General features: G+C 56.4%; 13 protein-coding genes and 3 pseudogenes. 10 read left to right on the forward strand and 6 right to left on the reverse strand.

Features of this window, described 5'->3' with window-relative positions; translation table 11 throughout:
* The 3 genes and pseudogenes from ACR0DL_RS20415 to ACR0DL_RS20425 all read right to left on the reverse strand — a co-directional run.
* Window positions 1–171: pseudogene (locus ACR0DL_RS20415) on the reverse strand (polysaccharide biosynthesis/export family protein); the annotation flags it as partial.
* A gap of 6 nt (window positions 172–177) precedes the next feature.
* Window positions 178–417: pseudogene (locus ACR0DL_RS20420) on the reverse strand (YjbH domain-containing protein); the annotation flags it as partial.
* A gap of 391 nt (window positions 418–808) precedes the next feature.
* A complete protein-coding gene (locus tag ACR0DL_RS20425) occupies window positions 809–1474 on the reverse strand; it encodes a sugar transferase (RefSeq protein ID WP_480691022.1) in 666 nt (221 codons plus the stop codon).
* 1088 nt (window positions 1475–2562) lie between these two features.
* Here ACR0DL_RS20425 and ACR0DL_RS20430 point away from each other — a divergent pair.
* The 9 genes and pseudogenes from ACR0DL_RS20430 to ACR0DL_RS20470 form a co-directional block, all read left to right on the forward strand.
* A complete protein-coding gene (locus ACR0DL_RS20430) occupies window positions 2563–3645 on the forward strand; it encodes an MHYT domain-containing protein (protein WP_480664433.1) in 1083 nt (360 codons plus the stop codon).
* Between the two features lie 140 nt (window positions 3646–3785).
* The gene (locus tag ACR0DL_RS20435; protein WP_170415127.1) at window positions 3786–4619 is read left to right on the forward strand and encodes an FAD binding domain-containing protein; all 834 of its coding nucleotides are present in this window, start codon (window positions 3786–3788) and stop codon (window positions 4617–4619) included.
* A 14-nt stretch (window positions 4620–4633) separates the two neighbouring features.
* Window positions 4634–5128 carry a (2Fe-2S)-binding protein gene (locus tag ACR0DL_RS20440; protein ID WP_093963851.1) on the forward strand — a complete coding sequence of 165 codons (495 nt, stop codon included), beginning with the start codon at window positions 4634–4636 and terminating at the stop codon, window positions 5126–5128.
* A complete protein-coding gene (locus tag ACR0DL_RS20445; protein ID WP_480691024.1) occupies window positions 5125–7542 on the forward strand; it encodes an aerobic carbon-monoxide dehydrogenase large subunit in 2418 nt (805 codons plus the stop codon). Before ACR0DL_RS20440 ends, ACR0DL_RS20445 begins: the two co-directional genes overlap by 4 nt.
* A gap of 53 nt (window positions 7543–7595) precedes the next feature.
* Complete coding sequence (locus ACR0DL_RS20450) at window positions 7596–8462, forward strand: AAA family ATPase (RefSeq protein ID WP_170551244.1); 867 nt, start codon at window positions 7596–7598, stop codon at window positions 8460–8462.
* Window positions 8462–9649, forward strand: a complete 1188-nt coding sequence (locus ACR0DL_RS20455; RefSeq protein WP_480691026.1) for a vWA domain-containing protein — start codon at window positions 8462–8464, stop codon at window positions 9647–9649. Before ACR0DL_RS20450 ends, ACR0DL_RS20455 begins: the two co-directional genes overlap by 1 nt.
* 12 nt (window positions 9650–9661) lie before the next feature.
* On the forward strand, window positions 9662–10474 hold the full coding sequence (locus tag ACR0DL_RS20460; RefSeq protein WP_480639159.1) for an XdhC family protein: 813 nt from the start codon (window positions 9662–9664) through the stop codon (window positions 10472–10474).
* 106 nt (window positions 10475–10580) lie between these two features.
* On the forward strand, window positions 10581–11033 hold the full coding sequence (locus ACR0DL_RS20465) for an SRPBCC family protein (RefSeq protein WP_170352094.1): 453 nt from the start codon (window positions 10581–10583) through the stop codon (window positions 11031–11033).
* A gap of 100 nt (window positions 11034–11133) precedes the next feature.
* Window positions 11134–11238: pseudogene (locus tag ACR0DL_RS20470) on the forward strand (IS5/IS1182 family transposase); the annotation flags it as partial.
* Between the two features lie 734 nt (window positions 11239–11972).
* On the opposite strand, the gene ACR0DL_RS20475 reads toward ACR0DL_RS20470, so the two are convergent.
* Window positions 11973–12839: a LysR family transcriptional regulator gene (locus tag ACR0DL_RS20475; RefSeq protein ID WP_480691028.1), complete on the reverse strand. Its 867-nt coding sequence runs from the start codon at window positions 12837–12839 to the stop codon at window positions 11973–11975.
* A 95-nt stretch (window positions 12840–12934) separates the two neighbouring features.
* On the opposite strand from ACR0DL_RS20475, the gene ACR0DL_RS20480 reads away from it, so the two are divergent.
* Window positions 12935–14242, forward strand: coding sequence for an aminotransferase class I/II-fold pyridoxal phosphate-dependent enzyme (locus ACR0DL_RS20480; protein WP_480691030.1), 1308 nt, complete (start codon window positions 12935–12937; stop codon window positions 14240–14242).
* A gap of 339 nt (window positions 14243–14581) precedes the next feature.
* Here the strand turns inward: ACR0DL_RS20480 and pcaF are convergent, their stop codons facing one another.
* Both pcaF and ACR0DL_RS20490 read right to left on the reverse strand, forming a co-directional pair.
* The gene (gene pcaF / locus ACR0DL_RS20485) at window positions 14582–15784 is read right to left on the reverse strand and encodes a 3-oxoadipyl-CoA thiolase (RefSeq protein ID WP_480691032.1); all 1203 of its coding nucleotides are present in this window, start codon (window positions 15782–15784) and stop codon (window positions 14582–14584) included.
* A gap of 377 nt (window positions 15785–16161) precedes the next feature.
* Complete coding sequence (locus ACR0DL_RS20490; RefSeq protein ID WP_480691034.1) at window positions 16162–17586, reverse strand: phage head spike fiber domain-containing protein; 1425 nt, start codon at window positions 17584–17586, stop codon at window positions 16162–16164.
* Between the last annotated feature and the right edge of the window lie 134 nt (window positions 17587–17720).

Consider the following 17720-nt stretch of genomic DNA (forward strand, 5'->3'; position numbering starts at 1 on the left):
CGTCGTGACAAGGGATGGGGTGATCTGGCTGATGGTGCGGCCCCATTTTGTGACAGGGTTTTCCGCGATGAAAATGATGTCGTTTGAGCGCAGCTGGAATTGCTCGGCCAGGGTCAGCTGTGCGGCGTTGCGGATATCAAGGTGCCAGGCGGTGACGGCGCCGAACTCGCGCAACCGGAAATGGATGTCAAAGCTGCGGTCATACCGGGTGGTGTCGGGCCCATCCAGCCTGTCGATCACCGCATAGCGGAAGCTGCCATGCACCCAGGGCAGCATCTGGAACGTCATCGTCCCCCGCCCGCCATTGCGTAACCCCGCAGCGGTGAACACCAGCGCCCCGTCATCGAACATCTCGGCGGTCGGAATCTCAAGTAGGCCGGGTGTGACATAGGTCGAAACAGAATGCGCCTGACCCATGCCCGCCGCACCCGCACATACCAACGCCAACAGGCTTCTCAACCTCAAAGACACCGCTCGAATCTTCACGTCAATCTATCGCTTTTTCGATCGGCGCCTCACTAACAACTTTCAAAACAAACGTCCCGAAACAATCCGCCAAAAAAATATCCACAAAACACCATGTGGCAATTCTGTAAAAAGACAGTTTGATACCCATTTTTTGAACTTTTGTAAAACAGCCTAAAGTTGAGTACAACTTAAATCCTCTCCCCTTCGAAAAAGGGTAGAAGGTCATAGTTTCCTGACTTTCTTCAAGCTTGATCAGCTTACCTGGTCTGCGGCAGGCGTCTCAGATTTTGATCGCTGGAAAAATCTGGATCTTCCGAAAGCCTCTACCGACGGAGTTTGCTCAAGCTCCACTTCGGCGTAGCATGATTGAAATGGTGCGCCACACGATCCAAGCTTCCATGATCAGCCCGGTATTTGCGATGTAGTACAGATCTGCCTGTACTTTTCGGCGTGTCGCATCTGTACCTTCGATATACCCAAGTTCAACCTGCGCCCAACCACTGATTCCGGGGCGCACAAGGTGACGCGCCTGGTATCCGGGTATAAGCGACATATATTCTCGGGCATGCTCGATGTAATCCGGTCGAGGGCCTATCAAGCTCATTTCAGCTTTGAAAACATTAATGATTTGTGGCAATTCATCAATGCGGGACTTGCGCAAGAAGCGACCAAGCTGGGTAATTCTGTCCTCTTCCAACGGGCAATCAGCACCCCGTTCAATTTTCTTGGCCGGGCGCATGCTGCGAAACTTGTATGCTGTGAATGGTTCGCAGTTTTTCCCCATACGCACCTGAGAGAAAAATAGAGGCCCCTTGTTCCAAATTGGATTCAAGACGAGCAGGACGATTCCAAAAAACACCGCGAGAGGCAACAGAACAAATACGCTCAGGACAAGATCAAACGCACGTTTTGCCAAGGCAAAAAAGACACTTGGTGTAGAGGTTGGAGCCCGCGCAAAGGCGGTGGATTCCCCGAGATCGTGCTCGGGTAAATTAAAATCAAACATAACTGCTCAAGAGCCTTAAACTAATTATTTTTATACTCGTTTTAAGGGAGTACTTCTTTTTTTTACCGTTTATCAACCACTTCAAGAGAGTGTCAATATTTTTGAGCTAAATATGCCTCAAGCCTTAAATGAATCGGATTCTAAGGCGTCTGGTTCACCGTCTTACCGGACCACTTTAGATCTGTTTGAAGGGTCCTAAGCAGGTTGGAGAGGGCCCGAAGGAGCCCAGTCTAGCGAACCCATCTACGCGCGGTGTTCCTTACGTGTAATTGTCGGCGTCGAACAGCGATGCAAGGTGTCGGATTCAATTGCCAAGCCAAGGAATAGGGCAGGGGTAATCAACCCAATCGCCGCGCTATTCAATATAACGCAGTCGAGCATTACAGCCCTATTGGTCATCGCGTTCTTTTTCACTCATAAAGCTCTCCCGGACGTGACGAGCCATAACCCGATGTTCACTTGGACTGCAAAAGATCACCTTATTCGATAAGGGGGCGCTTTCGGGATTGATCCAAGAAATCCTCCCAAGCCGCGCTAAACTCCTCAAGGGGCCAGTTGAGGCACGGGCTGGGATCTGGACAACAAGGCACGTGCGACGGGTCGCAAGGCGATATAATGATCCGAAGATGAACAGTGTATTCGCGAAGTGTTCAAACGCGTTCGCGCCTATTTGGTCACGTAGCCTTTGGGCTAACTGGATCTTTGCTCCGGTCTGGCGCGAACTCTAAATCGTGATCGCCCGGATAGGTCGGTAGCAGTAGGAGGCAGGCAAAATGTCTGCAGCGGCGAAGCTTGCCTTGACGCAACTTGAATGGAATGTACCGTAATCGCCACCTTTCATGTCTAGAACTGCAACCACTTTAACTAAGAGCGATCCCTCTTCAACCAGGACACGTCGTGCAGACACGTTCCGCCGCTGCTGCCGAATGGCTCGAACTCGGTGCCGGACACAGGACAGCTTTGCTAGCCTCACTGAGACTGAGTCGAATTCCTCTGCGCGTGCTACTGCAGTCCGGTCAGAGTAGATTGTGCCGGGAATTTCAGTTTGCTAACGTCAGACACGCGCTGGGGAGGGCGTGTACACCTATATGCTGGACTATTCGCACAACGCCTGGCTTGTCGCGGCCTCTTTGGCCGTTGCGCTGATGGCCGGATTTACCGGCCTTTATCTGACGCATGGCGCGTCCCGGCTGGATAGCCAGCGCCGCAAGCTTGTCGTTGCTCTGGCTGCGGTCATTCTGGGCGGCGGTATCTGGTCGATGCATTTCGTTGCCATGCTGGGCCTGCAACTGCCGATACTGTTTTACTACGACGCTCTGATCACTCTGATCTCTGCGCTTGTAGCGATCCTGATGGTTGGGCTGGCGCTGCTGTTGCTGCATTTCCGTCCGCGTACGCCTCAGACGATGATCGGATCGGGGGTGATCGTGGGGCTGGGCATCGTGGTGATGCACTACATTGGCATGGCGGGAATGCAGCTATGCCGCCCCGTATACAATGTTCTGGACGTAGCTCTGGCGACGTTGGCCTCGGTGATCCTATCGGTCGCGGCTATTTGGGTTGCTTATGGCAACCGCACGCAACGCAATATTCTGCTGGGCACAGTTTGCTTTGGGTTGGCCGTTTTTACTATGCACTTTGTGGCGACCGGTCTGACCGATTTTGTGGCAAGTGACGCTGCCGGCGGTGCGGGGCCCGCGCTGGACAATCAGGTTCTGGCGATGGGCGTCACCGTTTCTGTTTTCCTGATCTGCGGAGCTTTTCTGCTGACCGGGATCTCGTTCATCGAACCGAAGGAAAAGCTGGCGCCCGAACGCACGCCGGAACCCGCAACCTTGCGCGCCGGTGTTCCGTTCGAGCGTGAAGGCCAGACATATTTCACGGAACCCGCCAGCGTTGCCGCCATCCGGGCCGAGGGGCATTATACTGTTCTCTATATGGGTGTTGAAAAACTATTCTGTCCATGGTCGATCACCGAGGCCGAAAACCGCCTGAAACCAGACGGGTTTTTGCGCGCCCATCGCAGCTATCTGGTGAACCCCAAACACGTCTCTAGCTTTGAACGTCACAAGGACAACGGCACCTGTTATTTTGACGGGGTGGACGCGTTGACCAAAGTGCCGGTCAGCCGGTCCCGCCTGACGGACATTCGCGAGGCTCTGGGCCTCTGATCGCAGTTCATGCAGCCTATTCGCATTTCGTGAAACAAGCCGCGCGACCTGTTCCCGATCGCTGGAAGCCTTAAGTCACACGTTCTTTCCTACCTCGCAGGTTCCCCAAGGCACACCGCTCGGACCCAGGGAGGAAAAACATGATACCAGCCGGTTTTGAGTATCACCGGCCAGGCGACATCGCCACGGCCATCGGCATTCTACAGGAACACGGAGACGAGGCGCGCGTCATTGCGGGCGGGCACAGCCTGATCCCGATGATGAAGCTGCGCATGGCCGAAATGAGCCACTTGGTCGATCTTCAGGCCATTGACGAATTGAAGGGTATCGAGATTGGAGCCGACTCCGTCTCGCTGGGAGCGATGGCGACCCAGCATGAACTGATCACGCATGACGGTCTGGCAGAGGCAATCCCGCTGATACGTGAGGCGGCGTTGCAGATCGCTGATCCACAGGTCCGCTACGTGGGCACTGTTGGAGGGAACGTTGCCAACGGTGATCCGGGCAACGACATGCCGGGGTTGATGCAGTGTCTGAATGCGACGTTCGAACTGTCCGGTCCTGACGGCACCCGCAGTGTAGCGGCACGGGATTTCTATGAGGCTGCTTACTTTACTGCACGTGAGGATGAGGAAATCCTGACCCGGATCTCAATTCCGGTGCCGGGTGTGGGTGTAGGGCAGGCGTATGAAAAGCAGAAACGTAAGATCGGCGACTACGCGACGGCAGCTGCTGCGGTGATGGTTGGCAACGGACAGGCCTCGGTCGCGATGACCAATCTGGCGGATACGCCCATCTGGTCCGAAAGCGCAAGCAATGCGCTGGCCGACGGAGACGTCAGCGGCTGCGTCGCCGCGATGCTCGAAGCAATCGACCCGGTGGCCGACAATCGCGGCCCAGTCGAATTCAAAAAACACGTGGCCGCCGTGATGCTGCGCCGCGCCATCGACCGTGCGCAAAGCCGCGCGAGTTGAGGGGAGGAACAACCATGTCAAAAATGCACGTAAAACTAACAGTGAACGGCAAACAGGTCGAAGGTCTGGCCGAGCCGCGCACGCTGTTGATCCACTTCCTGCGGGAAGATCTTAAAATCACCGGTCCGCATATTGGATGCGAAACCAGCCATTGTGGGGCCTGCACCGTGGATATTGATGGCAAGTCCGTCAAGTCCTGTACAACCTTTGTGGCGCAGGTGAACGGGGCCGATATCACAACCGTCGAAGGGCTGACCAATGACGATGGTAGCCTTGGCGTTTTGCAAGAGATGTTTCGCGAACATCACGGGCTGCAGTGCGGCTTCTGCACGCCGGGCATGATCACCCGCGCGCATCGTCTGCTGCAGGAAAACCCGAACCCAACCGAGGAAGAAATCCGCTTTGGTATGGCTGGCAACCTGTGCCGATGCACCGGGTACCAGAACATCGTCAAGGCGATCTCGGCTTCAGCTGACATGCTGAACGCTCAGAAGGAGGCCGCGGAATGAACGATCAAACCATGACCCCCGAAGAACGCGCCGCCAATCTCAAAGGGATGGGTAGCTCGCGCAAACGCGTCGAGGATGTGCGCTTTACCCAAGGCAAGGGCAACTACGTCGATGACATCAAGCTGGACGGGATGCTGTTTGGCGCGTTTGTCCGCTCGCCCTATGCTCATGCCCGCGTTGTCAATGTGAACAAAGAGGCCGCGTTGGCCGTGCCCGGCGTTGTTGCTGTGTTGACAGCCGAGGATCTGGCTCCGCTGGGTTTGCATTGGATGCCGACGCTGGCAGGTGACAAGCAAATGGTGCTGGCCGATGGCAAGGTTCTGTTCCAGGGCCAAGAAGTTGCCTATGTCGTTGCTGAAAATCGATACATCGCAGCGGATGCGGCAGAACTGGTCGAGGTTGACTACGAAGAACTGCCCGTTCTGACCGACCCGTTCGAGGCGCTGAAATCGGACGTTGTACTGCGTGAAGACCTTGCGGGTCAGACCGAGGGCGCCCATGGCCCGCGCAAGCATCACAACCACATTTTCACTTGGGAACAGGGCGACAAAAATGCGACGGAAGCTGTGCTGGGTGAGGCGGATGTCGTGGCCGAAGAGATGGTCTATTACCACCGGACCCACCCATGTCCGCTGGAGACCTGTGGCTGTGTGGCTTCGATGGATAAGGTGACCGGTAAGCTTACGCTTTATGGTACATTCCAGGCCCCGCACGCGATCCGAACCGTAGTGTCGCTGATCTCTGGTCTCGCCGAGCACAATATCCGGGTGATCAGCCCTGATATCGGTGGCGGCTTCGGTAACAAAGTTGGTGCTTATGCGGGCTATGTCTGCTCGGTTGTAGCCTCTATTGTCACCGGCCAACCGGTGAAATGGGTCGAGAATCGGATGGAAAACCTTATGTCTACCGCCTTTGCCCGCGACTACTGGATGCAAGGCAAGATCTCTGCGACCAAGGATGGCAAGATCACTGGTCTCTGGTGCCATACCACAGCAGATCATGGTGGATTTGACGCCTGTGCCGACCCAACGAAGTTCCCGGCCGGGTTCATGAACATCTGCACCGGGTCATATGACATCCCCACCGCTTATCTGGCTGTGGATGGGGTTTACACCAACAAGGCACCGGGCGGCGTCGCCTATCGTTGCTCGTTCAGGGTGACCGAGGCTGCGTATTTCATCGAGCGGATGATCGAGGTTCTGGCCATCAAGCTGAACATGGACGCGGCCGAGTTGCGCCGGATCAACTTTATCCGCAAGGATCAGTTCCCATATCAGTCCGCGCTGGGATGGGAATATGACTCGGGTGACTATCACACCGCTTGGGACAAAGCACTGAAGGCCGTGGACTATGATGGTCTGCGGGCGGAGCAGGCGCAACGGATCGAGGACTTCAAAGCCGGAAAGACCCGCAAACTGCTGGGCATCGGCCTGACGCATTTCACCGAAATCGTCGGGGCTGGACCAGTCAAGAACTGCGATATCCTTGGGTTGGGAATGTTCGACTCATGCGAAATCCGGATTCACCCAACCGGTTCCGCCATCGCACGGCTGGGGACGATCAGCCAAGGTCAGGGCCATGCTACGACTTTTGCTCAGATCATCGCCAGCGAGATCGGCCTGCCTGCCGATGACATCACGCTGGAAGAAGGCGACACTGATACCGCGCCTTATGGGCTTGGTACCTATGGGTCTCGGTCGACACCCGTGGCCGGCGCGGCAACGGCGATGGCCGCCCGCAAAATCCGCGCCAAGGCGCAGATGATCGCAGCCTACTTGCTGGAAGTGCATGACGACGACGTTGAGTGGGACGTGGATCGGTTCTCAGTCAAAGGTGCGCCTGAGCGGTTCAAGACGATGAAAGAAATCGCCTTTGCCGCATATAATCAGGCCATTCCGGGGCTGGAACCCGGTCTGGAGGCCGTAAGCTACTATGACCCGCCGAATATGACCTACCCGTTCGGGGCCTATATCTGCGTCATGGAGATCGACGTCGATACCGGCGAATGGGAGGTCCGGCAGTTCTATGCGCTGGATGATTGCGGGACCCGGATCAATCCCATGATCATCGAAGGTCAGGTCCATGGCGGCGTGACCGAGGCGTTGGCCATCGCTATGGGTCAGGAAATCGCCTATGATGAGATGGGCAACGTCAAGACCGGTACGTTGATGGACTTCTTCTTGCCCACCGCGTGGGAGACGCCCAACTACACCACTGATCACACGGTGACGCCATCTCCGCATCACCCGATCGGTGCCAAGGGCGTGGGCGAGAGCCCGAATGTCGGCGGTGTGCCTGCGTTCTCGAACGCGGTGCATGATGCTTTCCGCCCATTTGGCCTTGTTCAAAGCCACATGCCGCATGATCACTGGCGCATCTGGAAGATCGCCAATGGTCTTGGAATGCACGGCTAACAGGAAAGGCCGTCGCGTCGAAACTTGGTGCGGCGGCAATCCGGGAGAATGGCATGAGCTTGCAGGACATACAGCAAGGCCTCGCCGAGGTGGGCTATGTTGCCGACGACCGATTGGCTATGGCGTTGCATCTGGCGCAGACGCTTGGGCGTCCACTGCTGCTGGAAGGCCCGGCTGGTGTCGGTAAAACCGAGGTCGCCAAGGCGTTGGCAGCACAGCGCGCCGCGCGGTTGATCCGGTTGCAGTGCTATGAAGGGCTCGATGCCAGCCATGCGATTTATGAGTGGAACTACCAGCGCCAGTTGCTGGCAATTCGCGCAAGCGAGGCACAGGGTGGCACCAGCGAAGCGCAGTTGTTCAACGATGATTATCTGCTAAAGCGACCCTTGCTGGAAGCAATCAGCGAAGAAGAACCACCTGTTCTGCTGATTGATGAAATCGACAGGGCGGATGAGGAGTTTGAGGCCTATCTGCTCGAAATTTTGTCGGACTTTCAGATCACGATCCCTGAACTCGGCACCATCAAGGCGCGTTCGCGGCCCATCGTGATTCTGACGGCGAATGGCACTCGGGACCTGTCGGACGCGCTGCGGCGTCGGTGCCTGTATAGTTTCCTCGACTACCCATCGCGTGAAACGGAAATGGCGATCCTGAAAGCTCGCATGCCCGCAGTCGAAGGGCTGTTGGCGCGCCAGATTATTAGCGTTGTGCAGGCGCTGCGCAAAGAGGACTTGGAAAAGACCCCCGGCATCGCCGAGATGCTGGACTGGGCGGCCGCTCTTTCAGGGCTGGGCGTCAACGACATGGCGCAGTCCCGCAAAGACGTTCAGGCAACCCTTGTTTGTCTTTTGAAAACTGCAGCCGACTATGACGCAGCTCCGCCTGAAGTGATGGATCGCCTGATCGGAAAGGTGGCGTGATGCAGGTCACCCGCTTCCCCTCTCGCGCATCTGGTCTGTCGGATCGCATGTCCGGCTTCATCGAACATTTGCGTATGAACGGGATGCGAGTTGGTCCGGCTGAAACGGGGGACGCATTGGGTGCGCTGGCGGCGGTTGAGGCGACGGATGTCAGACAGGCCCAGCAGGCACTTTGCGCGTTGCTGGCTGGCGACGTCGACGATTGGCGGCGGTTCGATGATTTGTTCGAAGCCTATTGGTTCAACACTGGCAAGCAACGCACGGGAACCGCCCAAACCGCGCATGTGCGGGTTCAATCTGCAAAGCCGATGATCTGGCAGCAAGAGAGCCAGGATAGTCAGGAATCCGAGACTGGCACGGATCAGGCCGCCGCACCTGATACCGGCGATGGGGAGGCCGTGGGGAGAGACGGGAAGCTAATCGCAACCCGTACGGCCAACCTGTCGCGCCGGGATTTGCGCGAACTGATGGATGAAGACGCCCTGAGGCAGGCGGAACAGGTCGCGACCGCCATCGCGCGCGCCATCCGTGACCGCCGCTCGCGTAGGCGAAAGCAAGCTCTGCGGGGCTCTGCTTTGGACATGCGCCGGATTCAACGCGCCAGCCTTGCACGAGGAGGAGAGCCGATGGATCTGTATCGCCGCGCTCGCCCATCACGCCCAATGAGGATTGTGGCCTTGTGTGACGTCAGCGGTTCCATGGCTGTCTATTCGCGGGTCTTTTTGGCCTTTTTGAAAGGATTGATCGGTAGTGGAGCTGAGGCAGACGCCTATTTGTTCCACACGCGTTTGATGCGGGTGACTGATGCGCTGCGCGATCATGACACGCTGCGTGCAGCCGGCCGGTTATCACTCATGGCCGAAGGATTCGGCGGTGGGACCGACATCTCGGGAAGCCTTGAGAAGTTTCTGAACGGATACGGTGCCCGCGCATTGAACGGACGGACGATCGTTTTGATCCTCTCGGACGGCTATTGCAGCTCGTCACCTGAAGCCTTGGGAGAAGCTCTGGCTCAGGTTCGACGCAAGGCGCGGCGGATTGTTTGGCTGAATCCTCTTAAAGGATGGAAAGACTATCAGCCCATTGCTGCTGCCATGCAGGCTGCGGAGCCGTATCTGGATGCGCACTTACCGGCTAACACGCTCGACGCGCTGTCGGTGTTGGAACCCGAATTCCGAAAACTGTGAAAGGACACGGCTATGGCAGGTTTCGACATTTTCGACACGATTGAGGAGTTGCGTCAAAAGGGTGACGCCTTTTGCGTGGCAACTGTCCTTCGAACTGCCGACGCAACCTCGGCCAAGGCAGGTGGCAAGGCCGTGATCACGCGGGACGGGTGTATTTTTGGGCACCTGGGTGGAGCGTGCGTGCAGCGCGTCGTACGCGCATCGGCGCAGGAGGCACTTGCGGTTGGAATTCCGAAAATGATCCGCGTGAAACCTTCGGAAAAGGTAGTGGCGATGACAGATCCGGATGGTGTTGAGACCTTCAAAAGCGGTTGTCCTTCGGGCGGAACTGTCGACTTGTTGATCGAGCCGTATCAGCACGCTCCGCGCCTGATCATATTTGGAGACTCTCCGATTGCACACGCGCTTGCTGCGCACGCGGCGCTGACCGGACTGCGTGTTTGCTTGCCTGAAGGTTCAGAAAGCTCGGTGGAATTCATCGGTTTTGATCCCAATGACCTAAGCGCATTGGGGGTTGAACCACGCGATTTCGCGGTGGTAGCCTCACAGGGGAAGGGCGATGGTGCAGCGCTGAAATCTGCGCTTGAATCACCAGCACGACGCGTTTCGATGGTCGCGAGCCACCGAAAGGCCAAGGTGTTGTGCGAGAGGTTGGAAGTGCAGGGAATGACCGTCGAGCAGACCAGTCGGCTTAAGTCACCGGCCGGTCTGGATATCCATGCAATCGACCCGCACGAAATCGCCCTTTCGATCCTCGCCGAGATCATCCTCTGGCGGAATTCAGACAATTCCAAGGAGACATCGCATGATGAAAAAATGGCGTAAATGGTTGCAGTCCTTTCGGACTGTGAAGCCGGAACAGACCCCGGAAGAGGCGACCGAGACCGCACTTCGCGTTTTCCCAAGATGCTGTTGAGTAAAGGACTCTCAAATGGAACTAAATGACGAAATCCGAATCTCTGCTCCGCGTGACGTCGTGTACCGAGCGCTAAATGATCCGGATGTGTTGCGTGAGTGCATTCCCGGTTGTGAGGAATTGATCCAGCATTCTCCCGAGCATTTGGAGGCCAAAGTTGTGCTCAAAATCGGCCCCGTCAAGGCTCGGTTCAGCGGCGAAGTGACGTTGGACAACTCCAATGCTCCGGATGAGTTTTCCCTGACTGGTGAAGGAAAAGGTGGCGCTGCGGGCTTTGCCAAAGGGGGTGCGGATGTCAATCTTAGCACGGAGGGCGAGGAAACGGTTTTATCCTATACTGCCAAGGTCACAATCGGCGGAAAAATAGCGCAATTGGGCAGCCGGTTGATTGCAGGGACTGCAAAAAAACTTTCAGCCAAGTTTTTTGACAGGTTTGGGGAAATCGTCACCGAGCAAAACGTCGGTTAGGGTCAGGACTTCGGTAACGAGGCCTTCCCAATCAAGCGGTTTTGGGCAAAATTATTGATCCGCCGAAGCGGTGTTGTCAGGTCTTTACCTGTCCGACATGCTATGGGAGTCGATCGTGGATACTTTGAACCAAAGCAGAGCCGTTCCTCACAAGCTGCAAATGATCGACAGCACCGTGATCCGCGCCCATCATCCACTTCCCGGCAGGGCATTGCGGCAACAATGTCCCGAGAGGGAGGCAGCGGGTGCCAAGCCATGGCCGCGATGATAAGTTACACCTTGGCACGCACTTTTTGTTGATCAGGCGCTGGCTGCATTGTTCGCACTGCGTGAACGTGCACAATTACGAAAAATGCAGTTGCAGCGAATGTCAGCAATGCGGACTTTGCTGCTATTCACTCCATGTACACCAATGTCTGCTTCCGTGTTTTCGAGAAGTTTCCGTTGCCCTTGAACGGACAGTCATCAGAGTCCAATTTCTTCTCTCAGACGCGACAGGCGCTGCATTGCGTTGTACTGCCAACCCGGTCTGAGCAGCAACGTCTTTCTGTCTGATCTGGAATACAACAACTGGCAGACATGGCTTGAAGTCCGTTAAAAGTTTAGTTTGCGGGCGTTCGGCCCTGACGGCGAAATTCGGCTTCGTCCGTTTGTTTGGGATTTGCAAAGTCTAGTTGTGAATGTCCGGTTTGGGCTGCCTGCGGTTCTTGATTCCGAACAGGCGAAGGGCAGAAAAGTCCGCGTCACCGCCATCTGCGTACAACTCAGAGAATGTCCGGATTGCGTGGTTGGCGACGTGCTGCATGAGCGAACGACTGAAGTGTGATCAACGGCAGCAATGGGCTCTTCCTCCTCTTGGGACACATCGCAGAGAAAGGCCGGTGCGAGCCCAAACCTACGATATGCTGCACCACGCTCGAATGGGGGCCTTGGGAACTTCTAGTAAAGCAGCGAAACGACTTGATCAGTTTCGGGTCTTCGCCTCGAATCTTCGGGCAGTCGAGCGCACAAATGACGCCCCGTATGGCAAGTAGCCTCGCTGGTACGTTTCAGCGAACCTTTCGCGAGCGCTTCTTCGATCAGGCACAGATGCCCGATCAAGACGCCGGCACCGGCTTTGGCCTCTTCCACGGCAAGGCTGTAGAGGGAAAACTTCGGACCGTGTATCGGATCGCTTGTGGGCGTGGATGTCGCCTTTGACCAAACGGCCCAGTCATCTGCCCATGTCTGGTCGTGCAGAAGCGTCGTTGTCTCGAAGTCTACGACCCGTTCAAGAAGCGCGGGTGCGCACACCGGTACAATCTCATCGGCACAAATTGGGACCTGATCGGGGGATCCATCGGGCACATCGAAGAAAATCGCCAAATCGAACAGTTCTCTCGACAGGCTCGGCGGGGTTTCCATGGCGGTGACCGAGAAGTTGATCATGGGCAATAGCGCTCTGACCTTGCTCAGTCTTTTCGGCAACCAAAGCTGAGCGACGGAAGGAAGGGCTGCGATGTGAAAATCCACGTCCGGACCAAGGTTGCGCAAGGCGCGCGTTGCATCCGCCAACGCGTCAAAGGCAGATGTGAACCTTGAGACCAGCGATGCTCCGGCCTTCGTCAACTCCACCCCTTGGGCGTTACGGCGAAAGAGTGACATGCCTGCCCAATCTTCCAACGTCTTGATATGCTGAGAGATCGCGCCGGGAGTGACGCAAAGCTCATCCGCAGCCGCAACAAAACTCACATGTCGCGCAGCAGCTTCAAATGCCCGCATGGCGTTCAGCGGTGGGCCCTTCGGGCGTTTGGGGACGACGCTCATTTCCTAGCCTTAGTTTTTCTACGCCCAGAAATAGCAAATCTGCTTTGCGCTGTCACGCTCAAGGCGCCAGATTGGTGCAAACAGGAGGATGGCGTATGACACTTGCACAACGAAACTGGGTTCCCATAACGAGTGAAACTCTGGTTCAGGACATTGCCAACAAGGCTGCGTCCACGTCCTCGGCCGATCTTCTGGCCCGGGTTCAGACACTCGCTGAGCGGAACCGTGTGATCCACGAGGAAGATTGCTTCAACCTCAATCCGGCGACCAATGTTATGAACCCCAAGGCAGAGGCGCTCTTGTCGTCAGGTATCGGATCGCGTCCGTCCTTGGGCTATCCCGGTGACAAGTATGAAATGGGATTGGAGGCGATCGAAGAAATCGAGGTTATCACCGCCCAGCTTTGCGCAGAGGTGTTCGATGCCAGTTTCGCAGAGGTCCGCGTGCCCTCTGGCGCGATTGCCAACCTGTATGGCTTCATGGCGACCTGCAAACCGGGTGACACGATTATCGCTCCGCCCGCGTCGATTGGCGGGCATGTGACGCACCATATCGCGGGCTGTGCGGGGCTTTATGGCCTGCGCACGGTCGAGGCTCCCGTAAACAAGGATGGCTACACGGTCGATCTGGATCAGCTTCGCGCATTGGCCCTGGCCGAACGACCCAAGCTGATCACCATCGGCGGCAGTCTGAACCTGTTTGAGCATCCTGTGGCCGACATTCGTACCATCGCGGACGAAGTCGGCGCTAAGGTCATGTTCGACGCTGCCCACCAATGCGGGATCATAGCCGGGCGGGCGTGGTCGAACCCGCTGAAGGAAGGCGCGCATTTCATGACGATGAGCACCTACAAAAGCCTTGGGGGACCGGCCGGGGGACTGATCGTCACCAACGACGCCGAGATCGCAAAGGCGCTGGATGCCATCGCGTTCCCCGGGATGACTGCCAACTTCGATGCTGCGAAGACGGCCGCTCTTGCGGTGACCATGCTGGATTGGAGGGACTTTGGGAAAGCCTATGCCAGGGGGATGATCGCAATGTCGCAAGCATTGGCGACCGCATTGGACACAGAGGGCGTTCCGGTCTTTGCTGGGGCCGAAGGCTTTACGAACTCCCACCAGTTCGCCGTATTGGCCGAACCCTTTGGAGGCGGTCAGGCGGCGTCGAAAAAGCTGCGCCCGAATGGGTTTCTAGCTTGCGGCATCGGACTGCCATTGGCCGTGGTTGACGGCGATATGAACGGATTGCGCATTGGCACGCCAGAACTGGTCCGTTGGGGCATTACGACGGCCGATGCAGGTCAGCTTGCCGCGCTAATTAAACGCGGTCTCAACGGCGAAAATGTTGGAGAAGAGGTGGCGTCTTGGAGGCGAAACTTTGACACTCTCTGCTTTGTTCACTGAGACAGAAAACGGACATTTGTGCATTCTTGGCGAACGTCAAGAAAGTTCGCGTCTCGTTGGTCCGATCGGCTTGCGGCGAATGCTTTTGGTTACATTCCTTCCGGAATTGTCACTGTTCCTCCCGAAGATGCTTATGGGCATCCAATAGTGACGCAATAATCTGGAAGCTGGTTGCGCCGGAGTCGAAAGGCTCCGGCGCTATTCTATTTTGAAACATCTATTTAGTGTTGGATCGCCCCAAGGTTGAGGCAAAGGAGTTACGCACCGGACACCTGCATTGAAATCTCTATCGGCCAGTTTTTTCTGCGTCCTCAGCTCTACCGAGCTTTCGTAAATCGATCAGACGGCTTCCAGCGCGATGGCGATACCCTGACCAACACCAACGCACATGGTGGCCAGCGCGCGTTTGTGGCCACCCAACGACAGCTCCAGTGCCGCCGTTCCAGCGATCCGGGCCCCGGTCATGCCCAGCGGGTGCCCCAGAGCAATGGCCCCGCCATTTGGATTCACATGCGCGCTATCCTCGGCCAGACCTAGGCCGCGCAGAACTGCGATACCTTGCGCGGCAAAAGCCTCATTCAGTTCAACCACGTCGAAGTCTTCGGGTTTCAGGCCCAAACGGGCGCACAGCTTTTGCGTGGCCGGGATCGGACCGATACCCATAATCCGAGGTGCCACACCCGCCGACGCCCCGCTAACAATGCGGGCCATCGGGGTCAGTCCGTATGTCCTGGCGGCATCAGCCGAGGCGATGATCAGCGCGGCAGCCCCGTCATTGACGCCCGAGGCATTGCCAGCCGTGACTGTTCCGCCATTACGGAAAGGCGCGGGCAGGTTGGTCAATTTTTCCAGCGTCGTGCTGCGGGGATGCTCATCGGTTGCAAACAGAACTGGATCGCCTTTTCGCTGCGGCAGTTCGACCGGAGTAATTTCCTGTGCCAGCCGACCCGACGCGATAGCTTTGGCCGCGCGCTCTTGACTGCGAAGCGCGAATGCGTCCTGCGCGTCACGCGTCACATTGAAATCCTCGGCGACGTTCTCAGCAGTTTCCGGCATGGAGTCGACACCGTACTGTGACTTGATCACCGGGTTGATAAAGCGCCAGCCAATGGTGGTGTCATAAACAGCATTCGCTCGTGAAAAGGCGCTTTCGGCCTTGGGCATAACAAAGGGTGCGCGCGACATGCTCTCAACCCCGCCAGCGACCACCAGGTCGGCATCACCACAGCGGATCGCCCGCGCGGCGTTGATCACAGCATCCATACCGGATCCACACAGGCGGTTAATGGTCGTACCGGGGACAGCCACAGGCATGCCCGCAAGCAGCAATGACATGCGCGCCACGTTGCGATTGTCTTCACCGGCCTGGTTGGCGCAACCGAATATCACGTCATCGACAGCATCCCAGTCAACGCGTGGATTGCGCGCCATCAAGGCACGTATAGGAATCGCGCCCAAATCGTCAGGGCGTACCGGGGCCAGAGTACCACCAAAACGGCCGATCGGCGTTCGAATATACTCGCAGATATAGGCTTCGGTCATTGAGTTCACTTTCCTGCATGAGCCGTGGCGACATGGGAAACGGGTCGTTCGAAACGTAGGCTCGAGGGCATTTAAAAACAGTTTGAAAAAATGGGAAATCCGAAATTTAACTTGTCCAGAATTTTTGGGCTGGTCACTCGATTACATAGACAGGTGGCGCGGCCGTCTGACATTCGGCTGCACTTGCCTTGTTTCGGTCGACAAGCAAGAGCGCTGACCGATCCCAGACCTGGCCAATCAGCGGACAGCAATTCGCCCAACCATGGCCCGAGCTTAAACCCGCACATTGGTTTCGGTTTGGCGGAATACCTCCTGCGGTCAACCGCAAGAGGCGATTTCTAAGCAAATCCACTCATCGAAGAGTACCAGTTTGCGCTTTAACTACTGACCGCCGCCCTCAGCTCAAGAAATTTCCGCAATTGCTCGGTTTCCGGTCCTGACAATGCGCGTCCAATTGCGCCATAGGCATAAAGAGACGCACCACCCGGCACCACCCTGTTACCCGCCCCGATGAGCTGGCCGCCACGGATCGTGACCCCGTTCTCATCTGCCCAAAATTCAGTGACGTCCGATCCCAGGTCAGGGAACTCAACGACAAGTTCGTCGTCAATTTGATCATTCGAAAGATACCAGAAAGCGCGCTGTCCAGATTCAGTGACGTCATACTGATTGATACGGTTCTGGTACGGTGTCGGTGCGGATCCGATTTCAAGCTGAGCCTGTGCAAGCAGAATGCCCTTCACACCATCCCCCAGAACATCGACCCCCATTTCCTCTCGGGGTCGAAGATAGAGGTTTTTATTGCCCGTGCCGCTGTAGTCCAGTTGTTTGGATACCCGGAAAAGACCGCTGCCAAGGCTTTCAACATAAGCTGAACCGGACAGGATTGCGCCCGTCGTCAAATCGACTTCGAAGGCCCCGCGCGACGCAGCAAACCCGTCGCCACCGGTAAAGTGCAGGATTGGATATTCCGCCGCCGAGGCAACAACAGAGAATGTAACAGTCTGTGCGGCTTGGACAGCCGAAGGCAGGGCAACAAATGTCAGACCACTTTGGCCGACCCTCGCGGCCAGTTTCACCATCTCTATTTCTGGCATTCCCAGTGCAGTCGCAGTAAGAGATCCAGCACTATCGTTCCACCCTGCGAAACTCGCAGAGTTGTCCATCAAGTTCCTGATCCCACTCATCGGGTGCCGGGCAAGAAAAGGGCGCTGGTCGTCATTAAATTTCTGCGCGGCGTGGTATCCGGGAATGCTACGGGCCGCTATATCAGCAATGGTTATATCCGTCGGTCCCGATCGCCGCTTGATGCTAAGGTATTCTACCTTCGATTGTATAATAACGCTGTGCCGGCCTATTGTGGTAGGCAAGGGCGGGTTGCCCGTCACACCGCTGATAGACAGGCCACCAAAGCCATATGCGGTCACTGTATATTCTAGTCGGTACCATTCTCCGACCGTTAAAATATCAGTCTGCACGACGTTTGAATACGACCCATCGGGTGAGTGGATGCGCACTTGTCCGTTTGAAATGGTTGCATCACCGTTCGTATTCCAATGAGCCTCACCATCGTTTAACCCCCCGTCCGTGACAGCGTCAGGGCCAGGTTTAAGATCGTTCGATTTATCCAGCATCAACCCCACCGGTTGACCCGGACCCAGTATGGGCATCGTCCCTGCCCAGTTCTGAAACAGTGAGCGCATATCGGCGGGGTCGAGCCAAAGCGACGGGTTCAAGTTTTTAATACCGCCAGGACCATTGCGCGTCGCCAATGATGTGATGGAAAGGCCAAGATTAATCATTATTAACAACCCCTTTCACTTCATCGGTTGTTTGATGCCTGGGTTGATTGACAAAGGCTGGTTCAGCCTTGCTGGCAATTACTGCGCGGGACATTCTGTTGATCTCCAACTTATTGGATTGGTGCGACTTCATT

The organism is Ruegeria sp. BB5 (assembly GCF_056539405.1).

Excerpts from the sequence above, each read along its gene's own strand:
- ACR0DL_RS20425 (WP_480691022.1), bottom strand. The coding sequence starts at position 1,474 with ATGTTTGATTTTAATTTACCCGAGCACGATCTCGGGGAATCCACCGCC.
- ACR0DL_RS20430 (WP_480664433.1), top strand. The coding sequence starts at position 2,563 with ATGCTGGACTATTCGCACAACGCCTGGCTTGTCGCGGCCTCTTTGGCC.
- ACR0DL_RS20435 (WP_170415127.1), top strand. The coding sequence starts at position 3,786 with ATGATACCAGCCGGTTTTGAGTATCACCGGCCAGGCGACATCGCCACG.
- ACR0DL_RS20440 (WP_093963851.1), top strand. The coding sequence starts at position 4,634 with ATGTCAAAAATGCACGTAAAACTAACAGTGAACGGCAAACAGGTCGAA.
- ACR0DL_RS20445 (WP_480691024.1), top strand. The coding sequence starts at position 5,125 with ATGAACGATCAAACCATGACCCCCGAAGAACGCGCCGCCAATCTCAAA.
- ACR0DL_RS20450 (WP_170551244.1), top strand. The coding sequence starts at position 7,596 with ATGAGCTTGCAGGACATACAGCAAGGCCTCGCCGAGGTGGGCTATGTT.
- ACR0DL_RS20455 (WP_480691026.1), top strand. The coding sequence starts at position 8,462 with ATGCAGGTCACCCGCTTCCCCTCTCGCGCATCTGGTCTGTCGGATCGC.
- ACR0DL_RS20460 (WP_480639159.1), top strand. The coding sequence starts at position 9,662 with ATGGCAGGTTTCGACATTTTCGACACGATTGAGGAGTTGCGTCAAAAG.
- ACR0DL_RS20465 (WP_170352094.1), top strand. The coding sequence starts at position 10,581 with ATGGAACTAAATGACGAAATCCGAATCTCTGCTCCGCGTGACGTCGTG.
- ACR0DL_RS20475 (WP_480691028.1), bottom strand. The coding sequence starts at position 12,839 with ATGAGCGTCGTCCCCAAACGCCCGAAGGGCCCACCGCTGAACGCCATG.
- ACR0DL_RS20480 (WP_480691030.1), top strand. The coding sequence starts at position 12,935 with ATGACACTTGCACAACGAAACTGGGTTCCCATAACGAGTGAAACTCTG.
- pcaF (WP_480691032.1), bottom strand. The coding sequence starts at position 15,784 with ATGACCGAAGCCTATATCTGCGAGTATATTCGAACGCCGATCGGCCGT.
- ACR0DL_RS20490 (WP_480691034.1), bottom strand. The coding sequence starts at position 17,586 with ATGATTAATCTTGGCCTTTCCATCACATCATTGGCGACGCGCAATGGT.